This window comes from Ruminococcus sp. AF17-1AC (genome assembly GCF_003461385.1).
GTDB classification, from domain to species: domain Bacteria; phylum Bacillota; class Clostridia; order Oscillospirales; family Ruminococcaceae; genus Hominimerdicola; species Hominimerdicola aceti.
The window spans coordinates 149,290-168,749 of the sequence record NZ_QTWZ01000006.1 but is presented as its reverse complement, the minus strand read 5'-3'; the positions used below and the strand labels follow the sequence as shown (position 1 = coordinate 168,749).

Annotated in this window: 15 protein-coding genes and 1 pseudogene; 6 read left to right on the top strand and 10 right to left on the bottom strand. The window is 44.2% G+C overall.

The window, feature by feature from the left end; all coding sequences use genetic code 11:
• Both DWW81_RS06390 and DWW81_RS13110 read right to left on the bottom strand, forming a co-directional pair.
• The coding region (locus DWW81_RS06390; RefSeq protein WP_278307838.1) for a sigma factor at positions 1-398 on the bottom strand (398 nt) is incomplete at its 3' end.
• Between the two features lie 305 nt (positions 399-703).
• On the bottom strand, positions 704-874 hold the full coding sequence (locus tag DWW81_RS13110) for a hypothetical protein (protein ID WP_181982955.1): 171 nt from the start codon (positions 872-874) through the stop codon (positions 704-706).
• 35 nt (positions 875-909) lie between these two features.
• On the opposite strand from DWW81_RS13110, the pseudogene DWW81_RS06385 reads away from it, so the two are divergent.
• The 3 genes and pseudogenes from DWW81_RS06385 to DWW81_RS06375 all read left to right on the top strand — a co-directional run.
• Positions 910-1,041 (top strand): annotated as a pseudogene (locus tag DWW81_RS06385) (resolvase); the annotation flags it as partial.
• Positions 1,042-1,107: 66 nt separating this feature from the next.
• Entirely contained in the window at positions 1,108-1,299 is a 192-nt protein-coding gene (locus tag DWW81_RS06380) for a hypothetical protein (protein WP_117897667.1), read from the top strand.
• Between the two features lie 180 nt (positions 1,300-1,479).
• Positions 1,480-1,908, top strand: coding sequence for a hypothetical protein (locus tag DWW81_RS06375; RefSeq protein ID WP_181982956.1), 429 nt, complete (start codon positions 1,480-1,482; stop codon positions 1,906-1,908).
• Positions 1,909-2,149: 241 nt separating this feature from the next.
• Here the strand turns inward: DWW81_RS06375 and DWW81_RS06370 are convergent, their stop codons facing one another.
• Positions 2,150-2,605, bottom strand: a complete 456-nt coding sequence (locus DWW81_RS06370) for a GGDEF domain-containing protein (RefSeq protein ID WP_278307835.1) — start codon at positions 2,603-2,605, stop codon at positions 2,150-2,152.
• Positions 2,606-2,647: 42 nt separating this feature from the next.
• Positions 2,648-3,538 (bottom strand): AraC family transcriptional regulator, encoded by an 891-nt coding sequence (locus DWW81_RS06365; RefSeq protein WP_117897670.1) that lies wholly within the window; start codon positions 3,536-3,538, stop codon positions 2,648-2,650.
• Between the two features lie 135 nt (positions 3,539-3,673).
• Here DWW81_RS06365 and DWW81_RS06360 point away from each other — a divergent pair, with 135 nt between their 5' ends.
• Positions 3,674-5,218, top strand: coding sequence for an alpha-amylase family glycosyl hydrolase (locus tag DWW81_RS06360; protein ID WP_117897671.1), 1,545 nt, complete (start codon positions 3,674-3,676; stop codon positions 5,216-5,218).
• A 16-nt stretch (positions 5,219-5,234) separates the two neighbouring features.
• Positions 5,235-7,013 carry a glycoside hydrolase family 44 protein gene (locus tag DWW81_RS06355; RefSeq protein WP_117897672.1) on the top strand — a complete coding sequence of 593 codons (1,779 nt, stop codon included), beginning with the start codon at positions 5,235-5,237 and terminating at the stop codon, positions 7,011-7,013.
• A 1,078-nt stretch (positions 7,014-8,091) separates the two neighbouring features.
• Here the strand turns inward: DWW81_RS06355 and nrdR are convergent.
• Positions 8,092-8,544: a transcriptional regulator NrdR gene (gene nrdR, locus DWW81_RS06350; protein WP_022288601.1), complete on the bottom strand. Its 453-nt coding sequence runs from the start codon at positions 8,542-8,544 to the stop codon at positions 8,092-8,094.
• Between the two features lie 408 nt (positions 8,545-8,952).
• A complete protein-coding gene (locus tag DWW81_RS06345) occupies positions 8,953-10,128 on the bottom strand; it encodes a glycosidase (protein ID WP_117897673.1) in 1,176 nt (391 codons plus the stop codon).
• A gap of 448 nt (positions 10,129-10,576) precedes the next feature.
• On the opposite strand from DWW81_RS06345, the gene DWW81_RS06340 reads away from it, so the two are divergent.
• Positions 10,577-11,995, top strand: a complete 1,419-nt coding sequence (locus DWW81_RS06340; RefSeq protein ID WP_181982683.1) for an extracellular solute-binding protein — start codon at positions 10,577-10,579, stop codon at positions 11,993-11,995.
• 64 nt (positions 11,996-12,059) lie between these two features.
• On the opposite strand, the gene DWW81_RS06335 is transcribed toward DWW81_RS06340, so the two are convergent.
• The 4 genes from DWW81_RS06335 to DWW81_RS06320 all read right to left on the bottom strand — a co-directional run bounded on the left by DWW81_RS06335 (position 12,060) and on the right by DWW81_RS06320 (position 19,250).
• Entirely contained in the window at positions 12,060-13,076 is a 1,017-nt protein-coding gene (locus DWW81_RS06335) for a CPBP family intramembrane glutamic endopeptidase (protein WP_117897675.1), read from the bottom strand.
• 190 nt (positions 13,077-13,266) lie between these two features.
• Positions 13,267-13,842: a phosphate propanoyltransferase gene (locus DWW81_RS06330; RefSeq protein WP_038671236.1), complete on the bottom strand. Its 576-nt coding sequence runs from the start codon at positions 13,840-13,842 to the stop codon at positions 13,267-13,269.
• Between the two features lie 165 nt (positions 13,843-14,007).
• On the bottom strand, positions 14,008-18,534 hold the full coding sequence (locus DWW81_RS06325) for an NPXTG-anchored protein (protein WP_117897676.1): 4,527 nt from the start codon (positions 18,532-18,534) through the stop codon (positions 14,008-14,010).
• Positions 18,531-19,250, bottom strand: coding sequence for a TetR/AcrR family transcriptional regulator (locus DWW81_RS06320; RefSeq protein ID WP_242989611.1), 720 nt, complete (start codon positions 19,248-19,250; stop codon positions 18,531-18,533). Before DWW81_RS06320 ends, DWW81_RS06325 begins: the two co-directional genes overlap by 4 nt.
• Positions 19,251-19,460: the final 210 nt, after the last annotated feature.

Sequence of the window (19,460 nt, the reverse complement as noted above, 5' to 3'; positions counted from 1 at the left end):
ATTCCCTGGACGCATACAAGATAGAGTATATCTCTATCAGTTTTATTTAATTTCCTTATGAAATCAGACCATTTTTCCTTATCAAATTCCGAATATTTATCGTCGTTAAAATAAATATCATCTTCGTATGGCAAATTCAATGTATTTTTTTCTTCTTTTGCAAGAATGTTAAAAGCTCTGTTCCTAACACTAATAACAATATATTTATGCTGTTCGTAAGAAACTAAATTGTTAACTTTTTTGAAATTCTTCGCAACAGAAAAAAAGACTTCTGAAACACATTCTTCCGCAAGACTTTCGTTTTTTAGTATCTTATAAGCAATTATGTATGCTTTATTTCTACACGCTCTATATAGTACCTCAAAATCTGATACATTCTCATCATCGATCAATGCCATATATATCGGCAGCATACAGTCACTTCCTTCCTGTCTCCATTTCAGAATATTATCCGTTTCCAATTTAAGTATATCATGTTTTCATACACCATGCAACAAGGTTCTCTAACATTTTACTTCTGTCGGATGCCGACTTAAACCTGCATAACAAAAGCGGCAAAGATCGCCACTCTGAAAAAGCTGTAAAAAGTCAGCAAGCTGCGGTAAAATAGAAATAACACAGGAGGTTGATTTTTTAGATGTATGATATTAAGACAGCAAAGGCATTTGAACCAAAGGTAGTAAAAAAGCGTCAAAAAGACATTTCAGGTACAGATCACGCTTGTTCTCGTCTTTGATCTTTTCAGTTTTCCTTTTTCTGTTTTTCTCAATTCGGGATCGTAGTGGCAGCGCCCTCTGCCAAGCCTTGTATCATGTGAAAGTCGCTGTGTGACTTCTTCTGGTTCTCTCTCATCGTCGCTCCTGCGATTCCCCATATTCACTATACCAAAGATTTCAAAATCCGTCAATGGCTATCCTCAAGATGTATGCAGCGGATAATGGTTTTAGTAATACCGTTTACTATGTCGATGACGTGGTTTTGGGAACAACTTTCGAGCGTGACGGATTCAAAGCAATGATGACGGACATCGAGGAGGGTAAGAGCTGAGATCTAGGATGAGCTGATCCGTGGACTTATGAATGTTGAAATTTGAACAGACCTTTGTCAATGGCAGATATGGATAAAGCTCTTGAAGGTATAGAGCTTTTACTCAAGGAGCATTGGAGCGTCTTTCATGCTTTTATGATAACTCAGCCGAATCTATGCTTCATTGAAAAATGGAAAAGCTGTACCAAGCTCAAATTCAAACTGCGTTATCCCGAAAAGGTCACAATAAAAAAACTATGTCCTTATCGCTGAAATGGTGGCTTCCGCTGTAAACGGTGCATACACCTTTCTGGCTGTCCTCACCGGACAAGGTCAGCACCAAAGACCTGAAAGAGATCATCTTTGAGGTCATGGATAATATTGTTGAGATACTCTAAAGTCCGAACACTTTTTGCATTTCTGTAGTGGTAAATTTATCGCTTTTGTGCTTTGATGATAGTAAGCCGAATGAACGTAATGCTTACGATCAGTTGCGGTGCAAAGGCGATTTTAATTTTAACAAGGAGGATATTTTATGGAAAACATCATTATCGTAAATTTTGCGTTGAAAGCGAGGGCTTTCAAGCGCTTTCAGAGCTTAAAGCAAGGTCAGTGACAAATGATTATGTCGTATCTCAGGCTATCATCGCAAAGAATACCGAGGACTCGATCAAGACACTTGACGGCTTCGACACGGGTGCGCAAACATCGAATGATACCGCTGTCGGTGGTCTTATCGGTTTCCTCCTCAGTATCGCAGGCGGATCGCTTGGAATGATGATCATGGGCGGCTACGGTGCCTTGATCGGTAGTGCTGTGGACTGGAGCGATGCGGCTGAGGTAGCAGCAGAGGTCGATGAAGCTGCAAGAGCGCAGGAGTAAGATCGCATCACAGTTTGCCGAGATAAGCAGCAAATTCAAGAAATAATATCACGGAGGGATCGGCGATCCAACTTTTGAGGGCTGAATTTTCTATTTGGAAAAGCTGTAATAATAAGACACGGATAGCCGTCTGAAGCAGGACGGTTATCCGTGTCTGAGTGTATTCGGCAGCTAATGTAGGTATTATAAGTACGCAAATGATATCAGATTTTTTACCCCTAAGCAGTGATATGACTGTATGTCATATCCTGTTTTTCTTTCTCATCAGCTTATTTTCATACATTCGCTCATCAGCGGTCTTGAGCAGCTCGCTTACAACATTTTCACTGTAAGGAGCGCTTGCCCACCCTATGCTCGCTGTTATCTCGTAGGGCTTGTCGGAACTTCGGCCCACAGCTTCGAGTGTTTTTAAAAAGCGTTCTGTCCGTCTTTGCGGTTCATCATCAGCGTATTTTCCTATCCCTATAAGACAAAACTCATCACCGCCTGTGCGTACACATATCTCTTCATTACTGGCAATGCTCTGAACAACATTCGAGACGGTTCTGATCCCATAGTCTCCTTCAGCATGGCCAAAGGTGTCATTTATCGCCTTCAAGCCGCCCATATCTGTTCTAAGTACCATTGCAGTATCGTCAGGGGCGGCATTCTGAGCCTTTTCGTGCAGCCAGCTTTTCATGCCGCAGCGGTCTGACAAACCTACAGTGAAAACACGGCTGTACAGCTTAATGATAACCTTTCAATCATTCTGTACTGTCTGATCTGAGTCTGTGCAGCGTGAGCGGTACTCCTTGGGAGAGCAGCCGCCGGCGGATCTGAACTGCCTGTTGAAGTTCGAGAGGTTGTGATATCCGCATTCAAAAGCTATATCTGCAACGCTTTTGTCGGTGTCTCTCAAAAGCTCTCTTGCAAGCTTCAGGCGCAGCTGGGCTATATATTCCATTGCTCCGACGCCGGTTTCCCTCTTGAATGCACCCATGAAATAGCTTTTGCTCAGGTGAACAACGCCCGCAAGCTGGTCTATGGTGAGGGGCTCAGTAAAATGCTCATTGATGTACTCTATCGCGGGGCGCATCAGTGAGCTTTTTTTTACGAAACCGTTCCTAGAAATGCTGCCGCTCTCATAGAGCAGGAACATGAACCGCAGCAGCTCGCTTTTTATCAGCATATCAAGAAGGGGCGTGTCACCCTTGGCGGCACTTATCATATTTTCCACCGTGGTCAGAAGCTCGCTGTAATAGCAATGCTCGGGGGTAATGTGAGTTTCTATACTGTACGCTCCTGAAATGAGAGGTGCGATAAACGCGTCTGCGGCACGGTCATTGTCACGGCTGCCCAGCATGGAGCCGTCAAGGTCAAGGGTATCGTAGACACATCTCTTGTCATCATGCTGATAAACAGCATGGAGCATGTCAGGCAGCGTCAGCACAATATCGCCCTTGTAAGCTGTAAAGTGTTTATCGCCCGTTACAAAATCACCCTTGCCCTCCAGAATGACATTAAGCTCAAATTCCTTATGCCAGTGCAGCGGAACATTGGGAAAGTATTCGGAAATATTCGAGATATAGTAAGAAAACGGCTTGTCGGCTGTGCTGTGCCGGCGGTGTTCTTTTAATGCGGCTTTTTCCATATTATCACCATAAAAGTATTATAGTATCGGTTTATGATATTATCGGCGTAGATTTTTTCTCCAATATGTAGTATTATATCATACAGAAGCAAACAAATCAACCCCTTGACGAATATTTATACGGAGGTAATTATTATGGCAAAAAGACCTGACTGGCTCGACGACGCAGTATTTTATGAGATCTATCCCCAGTCCTTCAAGGACACGGACGGTGACGGCATCGGAAATATAAACGGCATCACCGAAAAGCTGCCCTACATCAAGGAGCTGGGCTGCACGGCGATATGGATAAACCCCTGCTTTGAATCGCCCTTTTTGGATGCAGGCTACGATGTTTCGGACTATTGCAGGGTAGCCCCCAGATACGGCACAAATGACGACCTCGTCCGTCTGTTCGAGGAGGCTCACAAGCTGGGTATGCACGTTCTGCTTGACCTCGTGCCGGGGCACACCTCATGGGAGCACCCCTGGTTCAAAGAAAGCATGAAGGCCGACCGCAACGAGTTCACCGACCGCTATGTCTGGACGGACAGCGTTTGGGAGGAGCCTGCGGGCTACCCGTCAATAAGGGGCATATCCGAACGTGACGGCAGCTGTGCGGTCAATTTCTTCACCCACCAGCCTGCTCTTAACTACGGCTTCTACAAGCCGAACGCTCCCTGGCAGCAGTCTATGGATTCCGAGGGCGCTGTAGCTACCCGGGAGGCGCTCAAGGACGTAATGCGCTTCTGGCTTTCACGGGGCTGTGACGGCTTTCGTGTGGACATGGCAGGTTCACTTGTCAAAAACGATGAGGATCAGAAGGGCAACATCGCCCTCTGGCAGAACATAAGGGCATTTCTTGACGAGGAATACCCCGAGGCCGCAATGGTCTCCGAGTGGGGAGAGCCTTACCAGAGTCTTGCAGGTGGCTTTCATATGGACTTCCTGCTGCACTTCGGGTCTTCCCACTACAACGACCTGTTCAGAAATGAAAAGCCCTTCTTCAGCGGAGAGGGTGACGCATCGGCATTTGTGTCCAAATATATGGACAGCTATGAGCGTTCGGAGCGTAAGGGACTGATTTGCATACCCTCGGGCAATCACGATATGGACAGACTCGCCCGTCACATCAAAGGAGAGCGCAGAAAGCTTGCCTTTGCCTTCCTGCTGTCGATGCCGGGAGCACCCTACATCTACTACGGCGATGAGATCGGCATGAATTACGTTGAGGGGCTGAACTCTGTTGAGGGCGGTTACAGCAGGACCGGCTCGCGCTCACCTATGCAGTGGGACAGCTCGGAAAATGCAGGATTTTCTTCCGCTCCGGCAGAGAAGCTCTATATCCCCCTTGACCCCGACCCCGACAGACCGACTGCGGAGAAGCAGATTGCCGTCAATAATTCGCTGCGCAGCGAGGTCAAAAAGCTAATTGCAGTAAGACAGGCGCACAAAGCTCTGCAAAGCCTTGGAGATATCGAGTTTGTCTGCGACGGCGCAAAGGGCAGACCTCTTGCATATGTCAGAAGCTTTGACGGCGAGAGAATACTCGTTGCAGTAAACCCTACCGATTCCGCCTATGAGCTGACGGTCGGCGGCTCACTTGGAGAGGTTATATACAGCTTCGGGAGCGGTGCAGAGATAAGCGGCAACAGCTGCGTTATCGGAGCAGGCTCGGCAGCGTTTGTGAAGCTTGATTAAAAAGGACAGTGATACTATGCGAATAAGAAATCTTGCGGCTTTTATGGCAGCAATGTCCATAATGCTCAGCTGCACGCTTTCGGTGAGCGGCACTTCATCGGGCAGAACAGTGAACATAACCGTTGATACGGGCAAGGACAGAAAAGCGATCTCTCCCTATATTTACGGCGTTAATGCGGAGCTTATGGAAAATGACGTTTCCTGTAAGGCGGTGCGTGCGGGCGGCAACCGCTACAGCGCTTACAACTGGGAAACGAACGCTTCAAATGCAGGAGCTGACTGGAAAAACATCTCCGACGGATATTTTCAGCAGAATGTTCCGGAGGATATGAAGGACAAGCCGGGCTGTGCCGCTCTGAAGCTGAATGAGGTCTGCACCGCAAAGGGCGCATACCCTCTTATGACGCTGCAGCTTGCGGGCTACGTTTCTGCCGACATGAACGGCGAGGTCAGCAAGGCTGAGAGAGCGCCCTCTGACCGCTGGAAAAAGGTTGAACTTGTAAAGGGCGATGAATTCAGCCTGACGCCCGATCTGAATGACGGCACTGTTTATATGGACGAGTTTGTAAACTACCTTGTGAACACCCTTGGCGACTCACAGAACGGCGGCATCAGGGGCTATTCTCTCGACAATGAGCCGGGGCTGTGGAGCAGCACTCACTCACTCGTTCATCCCGAAAAAACCACCTGCGCTGAGATCGTTGAAAAGTCGGTAACTATGTCTAAGGCAGTAAAGGATATTGACCCGAATGCCGAGATATTCGGTCCTGCGCTTTTCGGCTACGGGGCGTTTACGAATTTCGCCGATGCGCCTGACTGGAAAGAGATAAAAAACGACAACCCCGAGTACAAATGGTTTATAGATTACTATCTTGACGAAATGAAGAAGGCAGAGGACGAGAACGGCAGGCGACTGCTCGATGTGCTCGATGTGCATTTTTACACCGAGGCAAAGGGCGCCTGCGGAAAGCGCTACTGCGAGCATTATGGCGATCCCGACTGTGTTTACAATAAGCTGAACTCGACCCGAAGCTTCTGGGACGATACCTACACCGAGGACAGCTGGATAACCGACGCAGGCGCAGAGTTCCTGCCGATACTTCCGGCACTTAAGGAGTCAATAGATACCTATTACCCCGGCACAAAGCTTGCCATCACTGAATATGATTTTCAGGGAGCTTACGATGTCTGCGGTGCTATAATGGAGGCGGACACCCTCGGCATTTTTGCGCAGAACGGGATCTATGCTGCCAATCTGTTTACAATGGACGCACAGTATCAGCTTGCCGCGATCAATCTGTATACCAACTATGACGGCAGCGGAAGCGGCTTTGGCGATACGCTTGTGTCCTGTACCACGGACGATATCGAGACCTCGACCGCCTATGCTGCAATTAACGGAGATAACGAGGACGTCATCACCCTCGTAGTGACAAACAAGGCGTTTGACGACAAAACGACCGCAAATATCGAGCTTGGAAACGAGTACAAGTACGCTCACCTTTACGGGATAAACAGTATGTCAGCACAGTTATTTGATATGACCGATTCAAACCCGGCTGTGACACTGAACGGCAGCAGCCTGACTCTTGAAATGGAGCCAAGGACGGTATCGCTTCTGGTAATTGCCAAGGATAAGGAAGCTCTTGATACAAGAGAAGCTGTTTCCTCCGCTGCCGAAAAGGGAGAGGGAAAAAGCAGTCTCCCGCTTATCTTGGGGATAGCCGGAGGGGCAGCGGCTCTTGTGGCAGCTATAGTGTTTGCTGTATTCAGGATAAAGAAAACTCAACACTGATCGCAGGTTCTCGGAAACGCCCTGAAAGCGTTTTCGAGGGCTCTTTTGGGCGCTTTAGCGTAATTAAACGTCCGGTTCTACCGGGGACATAAAAAAGCTTCAGCGAACGCTTTGAAATAACCTCCGAATATGATAAAATAGTAGTAATTTGGTGACTGCATTACTAAATTAAAATACACGGAGGTTATAAACAAATGAAATTATGCACCTAACATATAAGGGCTGCCAGTGAATGTAATGCGGTGCTGAACCCTCGGAGTCTTTTGAGGGGCAAAGCCAGTAACAGTTCCTTTTTGGAGCAAAGCAAACCACCACTTTTTTGGTGGTAATGATTATAAAAAGTCACTTTAACTATGCGTGCTAATATCCTCTTTCTAAAATCATCTCCGTCATTTCCTTCTCGGCAACAGACTGCTGTATGAAAAATACAATAAGAAGAATAAGGACTCAGTAACCAAACGGTTACGGAGTCCTTTCTGCTTTCATAAGACAGATAATGTCTGTTAGAACTCTATTTTAAATATGAAATTTCCAGAGCTGAAAGCAAAGATAATTCTGATTTTGGAATATACGGCACAGCGATATTTTTCCAGCTATACTTAAAAATGAGGGCAGTCAGCACATCTGTCATCAGGTTCGGCTGTTTGGTGTCGATCACAGGCGTAAGATCATCACTATGCCGCCCATTGTCATTTTAACGGACAGGGCAATATATCGCCTATGCCTGATCATGCAGCTTGTAGATTCTTTTTGAATCTTTTGTAAACGAGTGCAAATTTCACCCGAGTTCTGTCCTATATAGGTGAAACGTGTATTCAGTTAGAGCAGGCTGGCTCTTTTGACCAAATTTCATTTTTTTACTTGCTGTTTTATATTGCTCGGAACAGATTCAACCAGATCTTTTACAATATGAATCTCTCCACGGAGTGTAGATTGCTTTGTTTTGACACTTTTTACAAAAATTGATTACATTTATTGTTGGTTTATTGATTGCATAAAAGCAAAACCCCTGATTCGAGATGAATCTAGGGGTTTTGCGACAGGCTGAGCGTCCCGAAAATTATCGGAACGCTCTTATTTATTTCTTCTTGTCAGAAAGCTCAGTGATTATCTGAATGAACGAATCAACGTCAGAGAAGTCCTTGTAAACGGAAGCAAAACGCACATATGCAACGTGGTCAAGCTTTTTCAGACCCATAAGCACCATATCGCCTATCTCACTTGTAGTGGTTTCAGTCTGCATTTTGTTTGCAAAGGTGTTCTCTATATCGTCAACAAGGTTTTTCATATCATCAACACTGACAGGACGCTTTTTGATAGCGTTCTGAATGCCTTTTATAAGCTTCTGTCTGTCAAAAGGCTCAAACGAGCCGTCACGCTTGTATACCATAAGCTGTGGCTTTTCGACCACTTCATAAGTAGTGAAACGCTTTCCGCATTTCGGACACTCACGGCGGCGACGCTTTTTTCCCTCGCTTGGACGTGAATCTATTACTCTTGTATCTTCATAGTTGCAAAAAGGACATCTCATTATTAACACTCCTTAGTTAAGAGAAAATGTTGTGCGTGATATTGCATATATTGTGCTTTTATTAATTAATTATACCATAGATTGTGGACGATTGCAAGAGGGTATATAAAAAAAGTTGCGGTAAAGGGATTCAGCAGTTTTGCGGCAGACAAACCATAGCATAATTGTAGGGGACGGCGCCTTCGACGTCCCGTTTCTGGTAGCGTCAAAGTTTTGGCTTTGTCACAGATTTGTGTAGACATGCCGTGCGGATAACGTATAGTTCGTCGGGCAAACAACCAGGGGACGTCGAGGACGACGTCCCCTACATGGGTAGTGCAATATTTATGCACGGATATGGCAGACTTGAAGAAAGTTTTAGTGTACAAAAAAACAGACAGCAGAAGCCGTCTGTTTGTGTTTGATATATTATTTGTTAAGATATTCGAGATTTTTTCTGATAAGCTCGCATCTCTGCTTTACGCAATCAACAGAACGCAGTGGGTCTGACGGAGTGTTGAATGTGTAATCCATAAGCTTGTCGATCGTTGTTGCCGCAACGTGAAGTCTTGTGTCTGATGAAGCGTAGTAAATATACACGTCGCCGTTTTCACGAACGATCGCGCCGTTTGTGAACGCAACGTTTGATACGTCACCCACTCTTTCACTGCCGTGTGGTGCAATGAAAAGTCCTGACGGCGAAGCGGTTAGCTTAGAAGGGTCTTTAAGGTCAGTTGCAAATACATAAATTACGTATCTAAGACCTGCGGCTGTGTTTCTTACGCCATGTGCAATGTGTATCCAACCCTTTGGTGTCTTGATAGGCACTGCGCCTGCACCGTTCTTTACCTCTGTGATTGTGTGATACTGCCTTGGTGAGATAACAACTTCATCTGTGCAGATAACAGGGTTTGTGATGTCTTCGCAAAGACCGAAGCATACTCCTCCGCCTGAGCCAGTTTCGATAAAATCGTCCTGTGGACGTGTGTAGAATGCGTACTTTCCGTCAACGAACTCAGGGTGAAGCACAACGTTTCTCTGCTGTGGTGACTTGGATTTGAGATTAGGAAGTCTTTCCCATGTCTTAAGATCCTTTGTTCTTACGATTCCAGCCTGAGCTGTAGCGGCAGAAAGATCGTTTGAAGTCTTGTCCTTGCTCTCTGAGCAGAATACACCGTATATCCAGCCGTCCTCATGTTGAGTAAGTCTCATATCGTATACGTTTGTTTCCTCCGGTTCAGTGTCAGGAAGCTGAACAGGGAAGTCCCAGAAACGGAAGCCGTCAACAGGGCTGTCGCTTTCTGCTACTGCAAAAAATGACTTTCTGTCATTGCCCTCAACTCTTGCAACAAGGTAATACTTGCCGTTGAGATAAATAGCGCCTGAGTTCAGAACTGCGTTTATGCCCAATCTCTCCATGAAGTATGGATTTGTCTCAGGGTTCATGTCATATTTCCAGATAATAGGTGCGTGTGCGGCTGTCAGAACAGGGTAAACGTATCTGTCATAAATTCCGTTGTAGCTGTCTGACACAATGTTTTTTCTGTTGATGAGAGCCTCATATTTGGCTGTCACCATTGTTTTGTTTCTTTCAAAATCTGTCATATCAAGCAATTTCCTTTCGGTAAAAAAATCTTCTTAAACAAGTATACTATAATAATTCGCTAATTACAAGTACCACTGAAAACATCAAACGATTACATGAAAAAAGTTTTACGAACTGCATAAATGCTGTACATATTTTGCTGTTTTGGTTAATGTTTTCTACAAAAAGCTCTTGTATCTGTTGTATATTCATTCAAAACGGGCATATTAAATATTTGAACTTTATGCGCATATTTTAAACGATACTGATTGTAATATTGCGTTTTAACAATACATATGGATTTTATTGTGCAAAGTGTACAATGAAATTGCTGATAATTGTGCTATAATGGTGATTGACAATAGCTTTATATGTGTTGTATAATTATAGCAAGATTTAATATATGAACTCATCAACTACATACGGACAGCTCTGATGCTAAAATATTGAATTATGGAGGAATATTTTATGAATTACAAAAAGTACATAGCGGCTGTAATGGCTTTGTCAATGGCAACAGGAGTAGCGGGTTGCGGAAGCTCATCAAACTCTTCAAGCAAGGCGGAGGACGATTTTTCTGCAACAGAGAACGTTGCGGTAGCTGACACGGAATCTATCGAGGCTATCCCTGAGGGTGCTGAAAAAGAGATACTTTATCTCGGTGAGGGCGACCTTAACCCTACTAAGGGCAGTCCTGAGAAGAGCACAGAGCTTCAGCTTTTTGAGAGCAAGGGCGGAAAGATAAGATTCCAGCAGACTTCAAATGAGGACAGATTTGATAATCTTGCTGCTGCTATCACAGCTAACAAGGATATTCCTGATATATTCAAGTATGAGTGGCTCGCATTCCCTTCACAGGTAGTAAAGGATATGTATCAGCCTATCGACAGCATAGTTGATTTCAGCCAGCCTTTGTGGTCTGCAACAAAGGATACAGCAGATCAGTTCATGCTCAATGGAAAGCACTATGTTGCACCTCTTGGCTATTCTGCTTCTGCGATGCTCTGCTATGATAAGGATATCATTGACGCAGAGGGTCTTGACGATCCATATGAGCTTTATGTAAACAATGAGTGGACTTGGAAGAATTGGGAGGATATCATGTCCTCATATGTTGGCAACGCACCGGCTGATACTGAGCGTTACGGCGTAAACGGCTTCTTCAGAGCGCACGTTGTTCAGCAGACAGGCAAGCGTCTTGTAAACTATGATCCTGCAACAAACGAGTTTTCAAGCAATCTTAACGACCCTGATATAGAAAAGGCTCAGAACTTCCTTTACAATATGATGAAGGACGGACTTATCCTCAACGGCTGGGTAGGCTCTGCAAGAGATTGCTTCAATCAGAACTGCTTGTTCTATGCAATGGGCGAGTGGGCTTACACAGGCAACCAGACTCCAAAGGAGGGCGAGAACTGGGGCGTTGTTCCTATTCCTCAGTATGACGATAATCAGCAGAAGATAACAACTTCTGATATGACAGCTTTCATGTGGGTAAAAGGCTCAACAAGAAGCGAAGCTGTTAAGTGCTGGTTTGAGTGCGTAAGAGCTTCAAAGACAGATCCTAAGTATGAGCAGACAAACAAGGACAAGTTCATGGAGAACAACCCTAATTGGACAGACGAGATGTATGATGTGAAAATGGACGTTGTTTCTGACGATTACCTTATGCTCTTCGACTATGCTTACGGTATATCTTCCGCTCTCGGCGACAGAAAGCAGTTTGACGGAAACCAGTGCCTTGTTGACGCACTCTACAGTGATGCTTCAAATGTTAATGAAGAGGGTGTACAGTCCACATGGACGCAGGTTCGTGAGAAGTATTCTGCAACTGTAGATTCCGAGATCAAGGAACTTAACCAGAAGATCGCAAGCCTTAAATCATAATAAATAACTCCTGATAAAAAAATAACGCAGGCTGTAAAAAGTCTGCGTTATTTTTATGCGTATTTTAGAATAGCCCAAGACCTAAAGCTGCGCGGACTGTGATGAAGATAAGCCCGGCAAAGGCGAGTATGGTAACAGGTGCGGTGAGATAGATGACTATCTTTTTGCCTTGTGAAACGTCAGGGCAGAAGTTTATGAGCCTGAAACTTTCACGATGATATCTAAGCTCTTTTACAAAAAGTACAAGACCAGCTATCATAAGTCCGAATGAAAGCAGTGCGACAGCAATTATTATCATTGGTGCTGTGCCTGTGATCTGACCTTTTTCAAGTTCTGCGGCGAATTTTTGAAAATCTATCGAGCCTAGTGCGACGCTCTGGACTGCTCCGATAGTGTTCATGGTGAAGTGAAGTATCAAAGATGGGAAGATAGATCCTGTTTTTGCAACCATAAAGCAGGCACACATTCCCATAACAGCCGCATAGAGTATCTGCTGATAGCTTCCATGCCAAAGACCGAATGTCAGCCCCACCATTATAATGCCTGTGAGCTGACCGCATTTTTCAGCATTTCTGAAAAGCGTACCTCTGAACATAAGCTCCTCAAAAAACGGTGCAAGCACTGACATTGCCAGCACGCTCGTTACGCCCCCCAGGGCAGTGCCGCTTGAGGTGAAGTCAACGCCTTTAAGGCTCGTTCCCGAAGCTTTCTGCACATATGAGAAAATAAATGTGTTGATATAATTTGCGGCATAGATAAGCCCGAATGATATGACGATCCATTTTGCTACCCATTTTGCAGGCATTGAGGGCTTTCTGAAACAGGCTGTTATTTTAAGTCCCTCTTTTTTGCCACTCACAAGTCTGAATACCACAAGAACTATTGGCACAACCACGAGATACTGTATGCAGTAGCTCACAAGCTGAGCGATATCCTCATAGTAGGCTGACTTTCCTGCGATATGGTACACCGCCAAGTCGCCAAGTCTTATAAGTGCGATATCAAGCATATAGAAAATTATCACCATAAGTGAATTTACGTTTGAGGTTTTTCGTATAAGTTTTATTGTATCGTTATTCATTTTATGATCTCCATATTTGCGTTATGTGTTTTACAAGAAAATTATATCACAGGTGGAGTTTTGTGTCAATCGAAACGTTGTTATTAGTGAGGAGTTAGGAGTGAGGAATTATGGTATCGCCTGCGGCGATGATTTTTTTATATGAAAAAAAGACCGCCCTATGATGAGCGGTCTTTTATGTACTATGAAATTAGAGCTTTACTATCTCGCCGTACTGCTCTCTGCCTGCACCTACAGCGTTTGACTCGTCTGTATCAATGTGCATAGCAAGAGCGAACTTGTCGCTTACTCTGATAACAGTGTCGCAGAGGATAGCTGTTCTTTCTGCAGATTCTATCTTTACTGCAACGATATCCTTATCCTTTACGCCGAATGTTTCAGCGTCAGCAGGTGTCATATGGATATGTCTTTTAGCAACGATAACGCCCTCAGAACACTCTACTTCGCCACATGGGCCAACAAGCTTGCAAGCACCTGAGCCTGCTGTGTCGCCTGACTCTCTGATAGGAGCGGCAACGCCGATAGAACGTGCGTCTGTAGCTGAAAGCTCGATCTGGTCTGCTTTTCTTACAGGACCGAGGATAGAAACATTTGCAAGCTCTTTCTTAGGACCTACAACTGTAACTCTCTCCTCACAAGCAAACTGACCAGGCTGTGAAAGATCTTTCTTCTTTGTAAGTGTTGCACCCTTTCCGAACAGCGTTTCAAGAGTTTCCTGAGTAACGTGAACGTGACGTGCAGATGTTTCAACGATAAACTTTGGCATGATGAACATTCCTTTCAATTATTGTATTTACATTTCTATTTTACTACTATTTTCGCCACAGGTCAAGGGGTAATTTAACTTTGGGTAACAAATTTTTTGTCATGTTGATCAAAAAAAACAGCGGCTGCCGTTTGAGACAACCGCTGTGTGCAGTTAAGAGATCAGTTACTTCTTGCGCTTTTTCTTTATTCCCATTGCCGCACCGCCGCTTATCAACAGCATTGCAAGCCAAAGGCTCATACCACTGCCGCTTCCGGTCTGTGGATTTTTCTGCTCGCTCTTAGGCTTATCAGCCGCGGAGCTGTCTGCCTTGCTCTCGTTAGTATCGTCTTTCGTTTTATCTGGCTTTGAGTTATCTTTTTTGTCATCACTTGGAGTGTCTTTCAGCTTATCTGTAATAGTGTCTGCCTTTTGTATCTCCTTTGTGCCGTCCTTGTCACCGAAATACTTGCCGCATTCTTCACAGTACCAATACTCGATATTTCCCTCTTTGTCATGTGTTGCGTCAACTTTATCTATATGTGTGAGCTTTCTATGATTGTTCGGGTCGATATCGCCGTATTCACTGCCGCAGATGTCGCAGGTGGCTTTCTTTGTGCAGGTCGCCTTGCCGCCGGAATGTGTACACTTGTATCCACACTCTGTACATTCGCCTGCGTTCCATTCGTGGGGTTCTCTCTTGATAGTCACCTCGCCGCAGCAATCATATTTTTTCTCATGTTCCTTGCTGTCAAAGTTCCAAACAGGTTTGCCTGTGTGATTTGTCGGGTCAAGGTCGCCGTATTCTTTATTACAGAATTTGCACTTTGCTTTTTCAGTACAAGTCGCAGTGCCGCCCACATGGTTTTCGAGCACGGTTACTTCTTTTTCACCTGTGATGACAAAACCGTCTTTGAGTTTTGCCGAAGCGTAAACCGTCATTGTTCCGCTCTCAAGATCTGATGCACTTACCTTTGCGGTGTAAAGGTCGTCTTTTGCTGTAAACTCCAATTCCGTACCGTCGCCTGCAAATCTGAAGCCTACTGTCACGTCAGTACAGCCCTCAGGCAGAGCAAATGTAAATTCATAATCACCTAAAGGACAGGTCTCGTCAGTTCCGTTTATGGATATCTTCAAAATAGTTGATTTTTTCGTTTCATATCCGCAAATTGTACATTCCTGCCAATATTCACCGTCTTCCGTATTCCACTTGTAGGCGTGAAGTTCCTTTTGGCTGTCAGTTCCGCACTCACTGCACTGCTTCCAATGTCCGTTTTCGTCGGATATATAATCGCCGAAGCTGTGTTCGATAGGCTCGCCCTCAGTAGCCTGACAGCGTTTGCAGGTCTTTGGAGCTGTGCAGGTCGCTTCTTTCCAATCATGTCCCAATGGGTTTATAGGCTCATCTTTGTACTGTGAACATTCGGAGCAATTAAACCTCTTCACACCCTTATCGATGCAAGTCGGCTCGGAGATTATCGTTCCCTCGTCAAATATATGTCCGTCTACTGCGCAGTTTCTTATTACTGTAAGCGTTGCTTTTTCCGATACCCAAGTACCCACATAGTCCGCATTTTCAGCGTTCTTGACCGTACATCTGTACATATATCCGTTAAAGCTTATGTTAGTTGCACAGGTGGTGAATGTAGTCGACCATTTTTCTTTGCCGTCCACGACTTTTGAATCAAGAGAGAACGTTCCGTCAGCTTCGGTAACGTCTGCAAAAGTCTTTCCATCGTCCTTGCTCACCTGCCATATCACCTCAGCTCCGTAAGGATTTCCCTGAGCGATAGGAAGTGTGAACGTAGCCTTTTCTCCGCTGTTTATGGTCTTATTGCCGAGTGAGGCTGTAAACTCAGGAGAATAATATATTGTAAGCTTTGCCGCATTTGAAACTACAGAGCCGTATTCATTTGATACAACACAGCGCACAAGCTTTCCGTTGTTTTCTTTTCGCACTTTTAATGAATGTGAATTGTCGTTGGTATATGGGATATCAACGAAAGTTTCTCCGTTATCGCTGCTTTCCTGCCACTGATATTGGAGCGGTTCACTGCCTGTTGCTTCTACATTGAAGAAATAGTAACGTTCAATTACGATAGTTATTTCTCCGGGCTTAACAGGTTTAGGCTGGCTAGGAGCGTTTGTTGCACCGCTTTGCGGGTGTTTTACTATGACCGGTGCTTTTTCGGAGAAGTTTATCGTAACAGGGCCGAAAACGGTCGGCTCAGTTTTTTGTCCGTCGCCTGTTGATACCCATGTTTTGCATCTTATCTGCCAGCCGTTCATTTGGCTTTCTATAGTAGGCTCGTAAACAGAAGAAGTTTCTCCGTCAATGGCGGTGAAAGTCTTTCCGCCGTCCTTGCTCACTTCCCATAGATATTTGAGCCTTACTGCGCCATTTGGTGTATTGTTTGTGACCTCGAATTTTGCCTTTTTATCCAAGTGGAATTTGTCAGGAGCAGTAAATACCGGCTCGTCAATGAAGATATATGCGTCATAGGTATATGAATGATTGAGCTTGGAATCCCAGCCTAAATAATATACATCTGCCTGATAATGCGTACCATTGTCACTGTTGCCCATACGCCCCACATACATGCTTGTGCCATGGGCATTTATTTTTGTGCGCTTGTCGTTTTCAACACTGTACCATTCTACTCGGATATCACTGTCTTGCAGTGAGGACGGCTCGTTTTCCATTGTTTTCAGCGTAACGACGTCGTTCTTTTTCACAACAAAGTATTTTAATGTTATAGGATCAAAAGGTATCCTATGCTCTAAGATATTCGTTCCATAACGCAGATTAAAATAGGTGTTCTCATCTTCAAGAGTGCCGTCAGCTTTTATTTTAAAAGCATTCACGCCATAAATGGAATCCTGTGACTTGAGCCAGAGATGAAGCTTGTTTCCGTCATGGAATATTTCTGAGCGGTTATAGCCATAAAAATCGTCATATGGCGGCTGACGTGTGTTAGCACTGCCTATAAACTCATTGCCATCTGCACCCCTTGCAACATAGGTGTACTTGTGTACCGAGTTTCCTTTTGCGTCCACAGCCTTGCCGTTGTCATTGAAGTCAGCGCTTCCGCCTGATATCTGCAAGATTACGTTGTCACCAAGCGTTCCAGAGTAGTTTCCGCTATCAATGATGACCTTGCCCTCTCCTACAATGTTAAGTCCTCGCACGATCGCACTGTTTGTAAATTCTATCGTGCCGCCTTTCAGCTCGATAGGATAAGTGAAATTATATGTTTTATCAGGGGAGGTCTTTAATTTTAAAGTTGCGCCGTCATAGACAATGATCTTCGGAAGCTCAAAACCGCTTTTGATATCTATGTTCATTTTGATATCGCCTGAAAGTATGTTTACATCAAATGGAACGTTGGTGTCCAGATCGATTTCATATATATCTTTTAGATCTATTCCGCTTGCTAAATAAAATGTTTCATAATCATGCATATCCTTGAAATATGACATTTTACCACGGCCATTATCATCTTTTATATAGATGTCATCCATGTTTTCTGTATAATACTCTGTATACCCTCCGAAGCCATACTGCGCAAACTTCTTGAAGTCAGCGGGACAAGTATCGCTTTCATAGAGTTTCAGCCGTCCCGAAACTGTTATTTCGTTGCCGCCTGATTTACGGAAACCACGATTGACGCTTTCATAATCCACATACTCTGTTCCGGCACGGACACGTCCTTTTCCTAAAAATTTTATGGCGTAATGGTGAACTTGTACGCCATATTCCATGAATCCCGGCGTGGACGGATTAATGTTTCTGCCTTCTACTGTGGCGTTGTTCTTTATTACGATACCGCCTGCTTCAAGGCCTGAGGTGTATTCTGAATCATACTCTTGTGGTTTGTATATCTCTTTAAAGACGTTACCTTCGACCTTACTGCCGTCAACTGTCAAAATTCCATATACCATTATTCCTGCAATAGTTGAACCTGCATTGTTGAAATATCCGCCTGAAGTGAGATTTTTTGGTCTGTAGTGTGTGTAATTGGTGCACTCTCCCTTAACAGGTCTGTATGTAGCACGACCCTCTACGGTGGTATTAGTGCCGTTTACATAAAGCGAACCCTCAACATAAATGCCGTTCATGCCCACAGTTGGTCCGTTTGCGCAAGCCCAGACAGTGCTGTAGTCATTAACTATCATATTATACTTTACGATAATGCAAGCGCCGAAGCTTTCGCACGATACATTAGTAGCGTTTTGTTCAGTACCGTCGCCGATAGTAAGATTTGAGCAGTATATTGCTGCGTCATGTGTTACTGCTGAAAATGTTCCGTCGCCAATGATAGTGATATTACTGTCAGGAGCGTAAATTCCGCTGTAGCTCTCATTGTATTTGGTTGCGGCTTGGCTTGAAAATGGGCTGTCACCAAGATCAATGCTGCCGACAAGCTTTATGTTCAGATCTTGTTCGCCTTCAACGTATATAAGACCAAATCGGCTGGGCCTTTCGCTGTTGCCGTTTATACGTTTGCCTATAGTCGCCATGTTGTAGCCAAGAAGCGTCAGAGTCTTGCTTTGTATATCGTATTTCCAGCCCTGTTTGCTCCATGTTTTATCAGACGTTACCTGTTCTTCACCTATCCATATGCCATATTCTGTGACCGCAAATGCGTTCAAAGGCGTAATGGACATTACCATACATAGAGTAAGTATGATGCTCAATAACCGTTTTTTCATATTGTTTCCCCCTCTTCATCATCTTTTGAAAGTTTAAAATCGAATGTCATTTCCAGCATTGCAAACAGCTTATACATGACCTCAGTGGCGATAGCTCTAATATCAAGCGATCTGATAAATGCAAGCACTTTTGCCTGTTCTTCCTCTGGTACTTTATACACTCGCATTGCCGCCGTCAGAAAACGGCGAAGCTTGTGGTCAAGTGGGAAATGGATATCGCATTTTCTTGCCATATAGTTGCGCATTATTCCTGATGTTCCAATTTCCATTTCATAGAAATCGCTCTCGGTATAGCCCGGAAAATTCGAACCGAATATCTGCTTCAGTTCCGACGTAGTGTGGACATAGATATACTCAGCCGTTTCAGGCATAGTATAAGCTTCAATGTAGATCTCTCGGAGATTTTCATTCAGCTCAGTGAGGGTTATCTGTATGGCAGTTTCCACCGCATATGTGTATATCGGCGACATATTATCACCAACAATGTTCTTTGCCACTCCAAATTGTCCGCTGAACATCGTGCCCACAAGATCCATTAGAATAGCGTCTTTTGTGGAGAATAAGTTCTGAAAGCTTCCTCTTGCAACGCCAGCTTTTTTCACTATCTGTGAGATAGTTGTCTGTTTATACCCCTGTTCCAGAAAAAGTTGGACGCATACAGTGAGTATCTTTTTTTTCGTTTCGATACCGTCTTTTCTTGTAGAAATATGTATCACCTCTTTTCATTGTTTATTAATAATGATTCATAAATTAGTATGTGTATTAGTTATAACATATATAACACAAATTGTCAAGTATCAGAAAGGGGTAACAGCGAAATTTTACAATTGGCAACGATTTTTTGTATTATTTTTGCCTTAATGATTTAAAGCAAAACTCTTGTATTATTATAAAAAGTATGGTATAATCAAATTACGAATTTTTTT

Excerpts from the sequence above, each read along its gene's own strand:
- DWW81_RS06325 (WP_117897676.1), bottom strand. The coding sequence starts at position 18,534 with ATGAAAAAACGGTTATTGAGCATCATACTTACTCTATGTATGGTAATG.
- DWW81_RS06355 (WP_117897672.1), top strand. The coding sequence starts at position 5,235 with ATGCGAATAAGAAATCTTGCGGCTTTTATGGCAGCAATGTCCATAATG.
- DWW81_RS06330 (WP_038671236.1), bottom strand. The coding sequence starts at position 13,842 with ATGCCAAAGTTTATCGTTGAAACATCTGCACGTCACGTTCACGTTACT.
- DWW81_RS13110 (WP_181982955.1), bottom strand. The coding sequence starts at position 874 with ATGGGGAATCGCAGGAGCGACGATGAGAGAGAACCAGAAGAAGTCACA.
- nrdR (WP_022288601.1), bottom strand. The coding sequence starts at position 8,544 with ATGAGATGTCCTTTTTGCAACTATGAAGATACAAGAGTAATAGATTCA.
- DWW81_RS06360 (WP_117897671.1), top strand. The coding sequence starts at position 3,674 with ATGGCAAAAAGACCTGACTGGCTCGACGACGCAGTATTTTATGAGATC.
- DWW81_RS06345 (WP_117897673.1), bottom strand. The coding sequence starts at position 10,128 with ATGACAGATTTTGAAAGAAACAAAACAATGGTGACAGCCAAATATGAG.
- DWW81_RS06380 (WP_117897667.1), top strand. The coding sequence starts at position 1,108 with ATGGCAGATATGGATAAAGCTCTTGAAGGTATAGAGCTTTTACTCAAG.
- DWW81_RS06365 (WP_117897670.1), bottom strand. The coding sequence starts at position 3,538 with ATGGAAAAAGCCGCATTAAAAGAACACCGCCGGCACAGCACAGCCGAC.
- DWW81_RS06375 (WP_181982956.1), top strand. The coding sequence starts at position 1,480 with ATGATAGTAAGCCGAATGAACGTAATGCTTACGATCAGTTGCGGTGCA.
- DWW81_RS06335 (WP_117897675.1), bottom strand. The coding sequence starts at position 13,076 with ATGAATAACGATACAATAAAACTTATACGAAAAACCTCAAACGTAAAT.
- DWW81_RS06340 (WP_181982683.1), top strand. The coding sequence starts at position 10,577 with ATGAATTACAAAAAGTACATAGCGGCTGTAATGGCTTTGTCAATGGCA.